This window comes from Roseibium marinum, assembly GCF_002906165.1.
Taxonomy (GTDB): Bacteria; Pseudomonadota; Alphaproteobacteria; order Rhizobiales; family Stappiaceae; genus Roseibium; species Roseibium marinum.
Window position 1 is genome coordinate 255,993 of the sequence record NZ_PPCN01000001.1, and the last position, 10,693, is coordinate 266,685.

8 protein-coding genes are annotated in these 10,693 nt (G+C 62.3%); 1 reads left to right on the forward strand and 7 read right to left on the reverse strand.

The genetic code is table 11. The annotated features are described in order from the left end of the window. The first annotated feature begins 4 nt into the window (after positions 1-4). The gene (locus tag CLV41_RS01155; RefSeq protein ID WP_103220449.1) at positions 5-1,714 is read left to right on the forward strand and encodes a type VI secretion system contractile sheath small subunit; all 1,710 of its coding nucleotides are present in this window, start codon (positions 5-7) and stop codon (positions 1,712-1,714) included. Here the strand turns inward: CLV41_RS01155 and CLV41_RS01160 are convergent. From CLV41_RS01160 to tssJ, 7 genes are all read right to left on the reverse strand, one after another. Beyond that, complete coding sequence (locus CLV41_RS01160; RefSeq protein WP_170107080.1) at positions 1,690-2,670, reverse strand: serine/threonine-protein kinase; 981 nt, start codon at positions 2,668-2,670, stop codon at positions 1,690-1,692. The two genes, CLV41_RS01155 and CLV41_RS01160, sit on opposite strands and share 25 nt — an antisense overlap. Further along, positions 2,663-3,361: a PP2C family protein-serine/threonine phosphatase gene (locus tag CLV41_RS01165; RefSeq protein ID WP_170107081.1), complete on the reverse strand. Its 699-nt coding sequence runs from the start codon at positions 3,359-3,361 to the stop codon at positions 2,663-2,665. Before CLV41_RS01165 ends, CLV41_RS01160 begins: the two co-directional genes overlap by 8 nt. Before the next feature lie 11 nt (positions 3,362-3,372). Beyond that, positions 3,373-4,125 (reverse strand): type VI secretion system-associated protein TagF, encoded by a 753-nt coding sequence (gene tagF, locus CLV41_RS01170; RefSeq protein WP_103220452.1) that lies wholly within the window; start codon positions 4,123-4,125, stop codon positions 3,373-3,375. 128 nt (positions 4,126-4,253) lie between these two features. After that, the gene (tssM, locus tag CLV41_RS01175) at positions 4,254-7,817 is read right to left on the reverse strand and encodes a type VI secretion system membrane subunit TssM (protein WP_103220453.1); all 3,564 of its coding nucleotides are present in this window, start codon (positions 7,815-7,817) and stop codon (positions 4,254-4,256) included. 9 nt (positions 7,818-7,826) lie between these two features. Beyond that, the gene (gene icmH / locus CLV41_RS01180; protein ID WP_103220454.1) at positions 7,827-8,732 is read right to left on the reverse strand and encodes a type IVB secretion system protein IcmH/DotU; all 906 of its coding nucleotides are present in this window, start codon (positions 8,730-8,732) and stop codon (positions 7,827-7,829) included. Positions 8,733-8,740: 8 nt separating this feature from the next. Further along, positions 8,741-10,078: a type VI secretion system baseplate subunit TssK gene (gene tssK / locus CLV41_RS01185; RefSeq protein ID WP_146048471.1), complete on the reverse strand. Its 1,338-nt coding sequence runs from the start codon at positions 10,076-10,078 to the stop codon at positions 8,741-8,743. 129 nt (positions 10,079-10,207) lie between these two features. After that, on the reverse strand, positions 10,208-10,693 hold the full coding sequence (gene tssJ / locus CLV41_RS01190; RefSeq protein ID WP_170107082.1) for a type VI secretion system lipoprotein TssJ: 486 nt from the start codon (positions 10,691-10,693) through the stop codon (positions 10,208-10,210).

Sequence of the window (10,693 nt, forward strand, 5' to 3'; positions counted from 1 at the left end):
GACAATGACCGGGCAAGACGAACCAAAGGGCGGGATCAGCAATTTTTCGATTGGCCTGGGGAGCGGCACGCCTCGGGCGGAACCGGTTTCCCCCGCACCGCCATTCCGCGTCCTGATTGCCGGTGACTTCGGCATGAACGACCGGCCGGAGCTGCTCAATATCACCGGCCTCGACAGTGCGGAACTGCTCGAGGCGCACCGGCCGCAATTCACCGCGAGGGCGAAAAACTGTCTTGGCTCCCATCCCGCCGAACTGGAGGAGCGCATTTCGTTCAGCACCCTGAAGGATTTGCGCCCGCCCGAAGTCGTTCGGAGCTTTCAGTTCGTCCGGCAGGTAGACGAAGCGCAGGCCGACCGCGGCAAACTCTCGTCCCATGGGCAGCTTTACGACAAGCTTGTCGAAGCTCTTCGCCCTGAACCCCTTGAGGACCTGCAGGCCGCACGGGAAGAAAGCCCTTCGGAGGCATCCGACGGACTGGACGCCCTGTTTTCCATGATCAACACGCCCGGCAACACCGAAAAAGCAGATGACCCCGGCAGCCGGGCGAAGTCGGCCGTTGACGCCTTTGTTCAAAGAACGCTTCGGGAGGAGCGGCGGAAGACCGAAAAACCGGAACCGCCCACGGAAAATGCCCAGGTTCAGGCGCTCGTCGATGCGCAGGCCCGTTTGTTCCTTGAAAGCACCAGACTGCGGACCGTGCTGCAGAACTGGCACGGCCTGAATTTGCTGTTGAGCGAAGTTTCCTTCTCTCTGCCCATGGAGCTTCATCTTCTGCAACTCGATGACGACCTCGACAGGGAGTCCTTGTACGGCCTCCTCGGCGGTCCTTCGGGGGCCTTGCAGGCGGACCTCTTCGACGTGGTGCTGTTTGCGAATCCGGTTGGAATCGCCGGGCAGGAAGCCGACGCGCTGAAGCTCGTCGCAAGGGAATGCGCCGACTCCGATACGGTTGGACTGATTGCCCTGGAGGCAGGGTTCGCCGGTGTGCCGGGTGAACGGCTGGCTTCCATGGAAGCGGCTCACCAGCTTCTTGAGGAGCCCGGATTTGAAGGCTTCCGGGGGCTTCGGGAAACGGACGCCGCAACCCATCTGGCCTTGTTCTGGAACGAGGCCCGGCTGTCGGTGGAAGAGGAGGCCTGTCCGGCGGTATACGCCTCGGCGGTCTGGATCGCGCTGGCCGGGGTTCTCACCGGGCTGGAGAAGGAAATCTTTCCGTGCCTTCCGGTCGGGGTCCCATCCGATTTCGACGCGCTTGAGGTCGCAGAAAGCCTGTCCATGGGAAGAGCCGTCGCGACAGCCTGCCGCTTTCTCGCCGGGCCGGGAGCCGCGCCGTCTCTGGCGCAATACGGCATCAATGTGCTGGAGGGCGTCGCCAATCGCACCAGCCTCGTCTTCCGGCGCGCCGTGACCCTGAAACCGGGGAAGGAAGGCCGTGGATCGCTGGACCAGGCGCTGCTTGTGTCGAGGCTGTTCTCCCTGTTCCAGGAGGCGCTGGGCGGGGCGATCGTGTCTGGGCAGGCGGCTGATGTCCGCGAAGCTGCGGTCAGGGAAAATCTCGACCGGCTGAGCACCTCTCTTGGTGGCGAGGTTTCGTTCCAGGTGCAAAGAACCGTTGTGGACGATCAGGATCTGATCGGCGTCACCGCATCCGTCCTCGGCGGCTGGGCCACCGGGCAGACGCATTCCTTCTATCTGCCTGCCGCGGACAGCTGAGCTGCAACCAGAGAGCGGACCAGCGCCATCGGGTTCGGCTGGCAAAAGCCTTCGCAGAATTGCCGGACAGAAGGCGTTCTGCCGCTGTCGCTGAGCGAAAGCCCGGCGCGCAAGGCGCGCCATCGTAGCCAGGACAGATCCGGTAGCCTGCTGACTTTCACGTCTTCCTCGCGCGCCTCCAGCGCGTTTTTCTGACCGAACGGCCGCGTGCCGCTGAGCGCGAGATAGGCGATCATCGCGAGGGAAAAGACATCGTCGGCCTCGCAGGGTTCGGCGCCCTTCAGCCGCTGCGGCGAGGCATAGGCCGGTGTGACGGCGCCGAAGCGCGCCAGAATGACGATCGTGTCCTCTTCGCGGGTCTTGACCGGACGGGCGATCGGATAGGCGATGTTGAAGTCGATCAGCTTGGCGCCGCCGCTGTTGAGGACAAAAACGTTGCCCGGTTTCAGGTCGGCATGAATGATGCCGGTCTTATGGGCATAAGCGAGGGCGCTCGAAAGATCGCGCACCAGCCGGAACAGCCGGGCAGGCGGCAGGCGGTTGTCGGTCGCCTCGCGTAGGACCCGGGACAGCGGACGCCCCTCAAGCAGCTCCATGATCATGAAGTGGACATCGCCCTCCCGGTCCATGTCGTAGACGCGGACGATGTTCGGATGGACAAGTTCCCTCAGCCGCCGCGCCTCCCTGTGCATCAGGGAAATGATGTCGGGATCGACACCGGGCGCGGCCTGGATGATTTTCACGGCCACGTTGGGATCGGAAAGACCGGCTTTGGCGGCAACGAGATCCCGGGCCTTGTAGACGGTGGAAAGTCCGCCCTGGCCGATTTCCTTCAGCAGCAGGAACCGGTCCTTCAGGACCGTTCCCGCTCCGATTCCGGTGCTCTGGACATCGGTGTCCCCCTGGCTGTCTTCTGTGCCGGGGGCCTCGGCTGCCGGTGCATCCGCGTCACCCATAAGCATCCGCCCAGACCGTAATCACCGTGATATCGTCCGACGATCCGCCGGCAATGGACCTGGCGGTCAGCCGCTCGGCGAGGCCATATGTTCCTTCCGCCGCCATATTGGCGAGCATGGTTTCGTCCATGCCCTTCAAAAGCCCGTCCGTGCACAGGATGAAAACGTCACCCGGCATCATTTCCAGGGTTCGGCGGCCGAAGGCGATGGCGTCGGCGATTCCGATCCCGGATGTCAGCCGTCCGGATTCATCGGCGTGATCCTCCGATATCAGGAAGAGATGATGTTCGCGCAGGAGATACAGCCGCGAATCTCCGGCCCAGATACAGCTCGCATAGGAGCCGCTGATCACCAGGGAGAGGCTGGTTGCCCCGCTGACATCCAGCTCGGGCGCGGCAAGATAGCTCGCGTAAAGGGCGCGATTGACCTGGGAAAGGACCGCTTCAAGGGCGATGAGCTGCTTTTCGTGGGACGTTGCGGGTTGCGTCACCAATTGGGAAACAGACTGAACCGTGGCCTGGCTGGCAAGTGCGCCGTCGCGGTGTCCGCCCATCCCGTCGGCCACCGTGAACAGGCCGCTTGCGGCATCGGAAAAGTGGCAATCCTCGTTCACGATGTGTTTCGTCCCGCGCCGTGTCACGGCTTCGGATCTCAGCGGCGGCTGCAGGCCCGGTGTACCGAAAGTGTTCAAGCCGTGCTCTCCTATGGCCGCAGGATCCGGTCCGGATCGATTTGCCCGCGCTTCCAGCCGAATGTCCGCCATTCGCCGGAAAAGAAGCCGCCGGTTCCCTCGCCCCTTGGCAATCCCTTCCAGACACAAAGCTCTGGCGGCCGCGCCGTGCCACCGTCCTGCCACCAGTAGGACAGCGGCAGATCCGGGGAAGCGGCCTGCGGCCCGCGCAGGCTCATGGCGTCATCCGCGAGGATGGCCTCGCCGTCCGTTCGCGCAAAGCTCACGCGCAACGCCCGCTCGCCCGCGTCCGGCTCGAGCCGGCTTGTGGACGGGATGCCCTCTTGCAGCCGGACAAGGCTGTTGCCGTGCTCGGCGATGGCGGACAGGAACTGCTTGCGCGTTATCTGAGCCTCGATGAACGCCATGAGCTGAAGTTCCAGACTGTCCAGTGCCTTCTCCGCGGATCTGTCGAAGAGTAAACGGCGGACCGGCCCGCCTGTCTGCATCAGCGCCGCCAGCGGGAAACTGCGCCCGACAGCGTCCACAGAAGCGGACAGGAGCCCGCACCAGGCTGTGCCGCCGATCAGGCCCGGTCCGATTGCAAATCGCCAGGCGGGACCTTCGAAATAAAGCTTTTTCCAGGTCGCCGGCAGCGTCGTCTGCACGCTGGCCAGCCAGTCGGACATCAATCCGGCCCACACGTCCGTCATCCCCGCGGCAAGGCCGTCGAAAACGAAGTCACGCTCCAGAGGCCGCTTGCCGAAATACCCGCAGTGTTCCATTTTCGCCTCCGTATCCAAGAGCGTGTCGCGTTAAATTGACTTCAGGAAATCGCCCGAGCGCATTTGCAATGCAAACGCTGCCTCGGACGTCTTCCTGAATCCATGTATCCGCTTAGACGCAACACGCTCTAAAGCGCCGGCGGACAGCGGAATGAGGAATAAAGCCCCAGATTGAAGGGATTCATGATGCTCCCTGCATTCAGGGAAAAACTGGCCGTCGTGTTGTCTTTCGAAACCGAGAACTCGAACTGGTCACGGCCGCGCACCGAAGACAGGCCGGAAGCGGTCAGGAGCCTGAAGATGGCCCAGGTTCCCGTTCTCCGGATTGTCTCGCTGGAATTGTCCAGAAGCGTCACGGAGATTTCCGCGCTGCTGCCGTCGGCCTGGCTCGGCCAGGTGAAGTCCGTCGCCCGGACCGGCCCGTGCCGGTAGGTGATCGTTGTGTCGTCGATCTTCAAGGTGGATTTGAGCGCATTGGGATCGAGCAGTGCCGGCCTGATCGTGAATTTGGCTTCCGGGTTCGGTGCATCGTTCGGGAAAAACGCATCCCGGATGGTCTGGGCGGTAGCAATCTGGCGCAGGGAGACCTCCGACAGACCCAGATTGGAGCCTTGCGTCTGGCTCTCGACAAGCTGGCGGCCGCGCACATTGACGAACGGTGAGATATAATCCTTGAAGAACGTATCCACGATACCGGCCGGACCGAGGAGGTCGGTGAAATCCTGCAGCGAGATGTCGTCTTCGGCCTCGGGAACAAACGGATATCTGCCGGCCATGATGCTGGTGCAGGCCGGCACGATCTCGTTCTGCCAGGTCCGGTTCATGTGAAGATAGGTCGCCTGGTTGAGCAGGCCCCAGGTCCGGTTGACGATGGACAGCACGAGCGTGCGCACCGGCTCGGGTTTGGTCGCCGCTTCCGCCCGCAAGGTGGTGAAGGAATCGTTCTGCGGATTTTCCGCCCGGCTCTTCACATAATCGAAGGCCGCCTTGCCGGGATCCGGCGCTGACACGATCCCGGAAATATTGCCGTAGAGGTCGCCGAAGAGCTGCAGCACCCTGTCGAGCGATGCCTGGCTGTTCGGGTCGACCAGATCGTTGAGCGGCCGGAACGCGTCCTCGATTGCCAGCCCCGGCCACGGGCTGTCGCCGAACGCGGTTTCGACCGCCGCTTTCTGCGCTGCTTCGGACGCGGAGGCGACAAGGCCGCCGGCGGGATCAGCACCGGAAGCCGCGCCATCCGCGCCTTCCTGATCGCCTGGCAGGGGCAGCTGCGTATTGTCCTTGAGGATGTTCAGGATATTCAGCAGCGGCGAGCTTGGACTGGAAAGCTCCTCCAGCACGATTTGCGAGCGGCTCAGCGAACCGATTTCCACGACCCTGATATAGGCGACGCCCTCCCGCCAGGCCTTGATGTAATCGTCGGTGTAGAGTTTGACGATCTCGTTGGCGAGCTGGTTGTAGGCCGTGTCGTTGAGGCCGCTGTTGCCGAGCACCCAGTCGCTGCCGATCGAATTGCGGATATATTCCGGCAGGCGGTCCAGGAAGAAGTTGTAGAAGCCGGTCTTTGTATAAAGGCCGGGAATGATCGTTCGCCCGCCGGCGGTCGCGGTATCGACGTAAAGCGAGCTGGAGCCGAGCGTTCTGACGATGTTGATCGGCGGCAGCCGGTAGCGCTGCGCGGCATCGGAAACCATCCGGCGATAGATGTCGGACGCTTGCGGCGCCTGCTGAATCCGGTTGCGCGCCGCCTCAAGGACGGGCGCGGCCGTCGCCGCGGATCCTCTTATCGGCAGCAGATCCATAAGGTTGTCCATATGGCGTTGCATGTCGGCGCGGTCTTCCGGATTGAGCAGAAATGTCGCTTCGTTCTGGGCGCGCAGCGCCGCGCGCACCTTGGCGGCATCGTAATTCTGCCCCGTGGTCAGCATGAGAAAGGTTTCGAGCTGATCCCTCAGCAAGGCGCTGTTGCCGTTGGAGGCTGTCGACACGAGCTGGATCTGCGCTTCCAGCCTGGAACTGACGCTTGGCAGCAGATAGTCCTTGAGCAGTTCGTCATAAGTCTTCTCCGCAGCGGGATAAAGCACCGACTGGGCCTCGATGCTGATCGGTGTCGAGGACAGCCAGTTCGACTGGTCGCGGATGTTGTCCCGCATGGTCCGGGCGGCGTTCAGCGTCGGCAGCAGATTGATCAGCGACCGGTTCCGGTCGGCTTCCGTCTTGAGGATACGGACCCGGTCCGCGTCCTTTTCAGCCTGTTCGGCGACACTTATCCCCTCGCCGAGACCGCCGACCCAATAAAGCGACAGGCCGACGACAATGGCGGCGAAACCCGCCACCGCGCCGCCGTAAAAGGCTGCGAGGCGGCGTTCCAGCCTGCGGTTCTTGCCGACGAGGTTCTGCTCGGGAAAGACGATGTCGGTCAGGAGCTTCTTGATGAAAAACGCCTTCGACTGGCCGCTCAGCGCCGGTTGCTGGCTGGCGGCGAGCGAGAAGCTGCGGCCCATGGCGCCGAGAAGTCGGTCGAAGGGCGTGCCTTCCTGGGTTCCCGAAGTGAAATAGACACCGCGCAGGAGGGGTTGGGCCTCATAGCGCGTTGCGCGGAATATGTCGGTGATGAAATCCCTCAAGACAAGGCTGAGGCTGCCGAACTCATGCGGGAAACCGTAGATGCGGCAACGCCGGCCGTTGTTGCGTTCCTCGGCGAGTTTTTCCGGCAGGTGCTGTTCCAGCCGACCGACCAGATCGACAAATCCGGTTTCGAATGCGGGGCCGATGGAAGCCTGCTGTTCGTCGAAGGGAAAGGTGACGCCCCACACCTGCTGGCGGTCGGCCTCGCGCAGGGTATCGAAATATTCGTCGAACCCGGCAATCAAGTCGCATTTGGTGAAGAGCAGATAGACGGGCAGGCGCATGCCGAAGGCGCGGTGCAGTTCCCGCAGGCGCTGGCGCAGGATTTCCGATTGCTGCTTGCGGGCGGCCTCGCTGGAGAGCGCCACTTCCTCGATGCTGACGGCGAGCAGGACACCGTTGATGGGCCGCTGCTGCCTGTGTTTCAAAAGCAGTTTCAGGAAGCCGTTCCAGGCGGCGCTGTCGATGCCCCTGTTGACATCCTGCGTGGTGTAGCGGCCGGCGGTATCGATCAGGACCGAGTCGTTTGAAATCCACCAGTCACAGTTCCGGGTTCCGCCGATCCCCTGGATGGCTTCATGGCCGCCTTCCGCCAGCGGGAAGTCCAGGCCGGAATTCCGCAGGATCGTCGTTTTACCCGTGCCGGGCGGTCCGATGATGATGTACCAGGGCAGCTCGAACAGGTAGTTGCGGGACTGGGCTCCGTGCAGCGGGTTGTCGCGCAGGGTCGTGAGCGCGTTTTCAAACCGCTCGCGGATCAGTTCGACTTCGTCCGCCGTCAGATCGCTGCCCATCGACACAAGCTCGTCGTTCGCCATCATCGAGTTGATCAGCTTGGCATTTGCCCGGCGCGTCAGCAGGTGACGCAGGAAGGTGATCAGGAAAAAGCCGAGCAGCAGGAAAACCGCCAGGATCACGCGCGGTGCGGATTTCTCGAACGGTGTGATGCCGGCAACCGTAATCAGGCCGCCCCAGATCAGCACGAGCGCCGACAGGACGATCAGGATCAGCAGGATCAGCAGGCTGGCCGGGCGCAGCAGGGAGGAGAGATAGGTCCGCAGCATCTCTTTCCCCTACAGCCTGTTCAGTGAATTGATGGCGCCAAGCGCCGGCACCAGTTCACCGTCCAGCATGAAGTCGCTGTAGCCGCGCACGACAATAAGAAGCAGCAGACCGATCGCCAGAAGAACCCAGAACGGAGGCAGGGTCCGGACGTTTTTCCCTTTCTGGGCACCCTTGGCGTTTTTCGACAGGGGGGTATCCGCCTTGTGGCTGCTGTTGCGCCGGATCAGCCGTGACAACTCGTTGCGAAGATCCTCAAGCTGGTTGCGTCCGCCTTCCAGGACCCGGTAGCGGCCCTCGAAGCCCAGCATCAGGCAGGTATGCACCAGGATCAGCAGCGGCAGTTTGGTCTTCGCGTCGCCGCGGATGCGGTCCAGGATGCTGAAGACCTTTTCCCCGCCCCAGGTTTCGTTGTGAAACTGGTTGAGCAGGCTGTTGGAACTCCATTCGCTGCGGCTTCCCCAGGGCGTCATCAGCACCGTTTCGTCCAGGGTCGCGCACAGGATATATCGGGCGGCAATGATGTCGCCGGCGGCAATGCCGTTGCGCTGCGCCAATTGCTCGAACCGGTCGATTTCATCGACCGCCTCCTGCCGCAGGGAATGCACATCCGCCTGCTCGATGGAGTTGCGCAACTGCGAGATGATCAGCAGAAGCGGCGCCGCGGCCCTGACGACGGCCCGCTCGGGATCCGGGTCCAGTTGCCGGACGATCCCGGCCGCCGATTGCAGGCCGCCGGACATGGCCTCGCCGGAACCGGCCACGGCCATCGCCGCTCCGGCCGTCGGCGAAATGAACGCTACGGTGGGTTCGTCGTCTTCGTGGCCAGCCATTCCCTCGGCCTGGGCCATCGAGGTCCGGGCTCGCGGGCTCAGTGTCTGAGCGACGGTCGGCTGGTCCAGGTCGTCATTGGTCATGGTTCGGGTCAATGGCCTTTCTGAACAGCCCAAAGCTCCAGACCAAGACCTGGATAGTCACCGCTCAGATGCAGGGCGAAGGCGGCGGAGTTCTGCATTTGCGGCCAGAGGTCGTTCTCGATGTCGAGCGCGAAATAAACGGCGTTCTGGACATAGGGAATTTGCCTGGGCGCCACGGACAGGGGGGCGATGGGGACCCCCGGAAGCTGCAGGTTCACGAGTTCGCGGATTTTCTCCACCGGACCGATCTTGATCTGGATCGGCATCTGCGTCCGCAGGACCTCCAGGCTGACATTGGCATGGGCGATCAGGACGAAACTGCGGTGCTCCGAATAGATCATCTTGTTCGTCGTTTCGCCGAGCCACACCCCGTAGTCGCGTTTGGAAAGCGGAATGCTGACGGCGTTCTGTTCGATCACGAAGCTCAGGAGACCTTCCAGAACGCTCACCAGCTTCTGGAACGTCAGGCGCAGATCCAGATGGTCGTAGGCCGGCAGCTCCGGCGGTCGCCGGTTGTCCGCGCCAAAGGCGGCAAACGCCCCGATCAGACTGATGAATTCCCGGTAGACCAGCTCCGGCGTGTGCCGGCCGGAAGCGGAAAGATGTCCGAACAGGACCTCGTAGTGGTTGGTGACGCTCAGGGCCATCAGGTCGACGATCCCGGATCTGGTGCTTTCGCCCTGACCGGAGGTATTGGAGGCGAGCATTTCCCCGCGTTTGCGCAGCAGGCTGCGGACCTGCTCGATCTGCTGGATCAGGCGGAGGCTGGCCCGCGCGGTCAGCACCGGCGGGATGAAACTGTCCGAGAGCCTGATTTCGCCCTGGGTCGAAACGGTCTCGATTTCCGCGATCGGCAGATGGGCGGTTTCATCGAGGCCTTCGCCTTCCAGGACGATCCGGGCGGTGAGCGTGCCGACAGCGATCGCGGCCTGGGGCTTGTCCGCCTCGTTGGTGTTTCGCACCTCACTGGTCCGGCGCGCATAGCGGCGTGTGTCCTGGACGGTGTCTCCCAGTTCGACCTGCCCGGCGGACCTGAGCGGCAGGGCGAGAAAGACCTTCTTGCCCTGGTCGTCGACGGTGATCTGCCGCGCGCTTGAAATCACGCCGTTTTTTTCCGTCGAAAAGACGGCCCCGTCCGGAAACACCGCTTCGGCGGAGTTGATCCGCAACTGGCCAATCTCCAGCGCGTCCGCGCCGATTTCGAGACTGCGCAGACCCCAGGCATAGGGTTCAAGATCCTGCACCCGCTGTTCGAGGGTGGACTCAAGCCAGCGGTCATGTTGTTGCAGGTGTTGCGGCCGGAGAAACATTCCCTCAAGCCAAAGAGGTTTCAGGCTTTCATTCAAGGCCCATCTCCGCTGGTTTTTCTATTGCCTCAGGCTCCCAACACATTTGCGGGCATCCGCTGTGAAACCGCCGTTCGCCGGCAATTTGTTTCCAGAACACGTCTCAAAGATCATGGAAAACCGGCCGGATCAGAAAACCCCAAGCCGGCGGTTTCTCAGTTTCTGTATTCGTACGGCAAGACTTGTCAGATAAATGACAAACTCGTTTTTCTTTTCTTGTTTCAACTCGATGGAGTCGCGCCACTGGGCGGAATTGATGTCACGGAAACTTGCCACGACCCCGATGTGGGTGGCTTCGGAAGAGACATCCCGGTTGTAGTCCTTGGTAGCGCCGGGCGTCAGTTCGAATTCCTGAACGCCGATCAGGTCTCCGCCGAGAACCTTGTTGTCGTCATCGGCCAGTTCGAAATAATCCGCGTTCTGAAAAGCGGTGATTTCCTTGAGCTGGTAAACGCGCACCACAACCGGCGCCGGGTCGCCGTTCTCGTTCGGATTGGTGAATTCGTCGGCCTGGAGCTGCAGCTTGATCGGCGTCGGCGGGGGGACTCTTGAGCAGGCCGTCAACGCGGCAAGCAGGCTCACGCCCGAAACCTCAAGGAAATTCCGCCGGTTCAT

Bases quoted from the DNA above. Each gene is read 5' to 3' on its own strand.
- CLV41_RS01160 (WP_170107080.1), bottom strand. From the start codon at position 2,670: ATGGGTGACGCGGATGCACCGGCAGCCGAGGCCCCCGGCACAGAAGAC.
- icmH (WP_103220454.1), bottom strand. From the start codon at position 8,732: ATGACCAATGACGACCTGGACCAGCCGACCGTCGCTCAGACACTGAGC.
- tagF (WP_103220452.1), bottom strand. From the start codon at position 4,125: ATGGAACACTGCGGGTATTTCGGCAAGCGGCCTCTGGAGCGTGACTTC.
- tssJ (WP_170107082.1), bottom strand. From the start codon at position 10,693: ATGAACCGGCGGAATTTCCTTGAGGTTTCGGGCGTGAGCCTGCTTGCC.
- CLV41_RS01155 (WP_103220449.1), top strand. From the start codon at position 5: ATGACCGGGCAAGACGAACCAAAGGGCGGGATCAGCAATTTTTCGATT.
- tssM (WP_103220453.1), bottom strand. From the start codon at position 7,817: ATGCTGCGGACCTATCTCTCCTCCCTGCTGCGCCCGGCCAGCCTGCTG.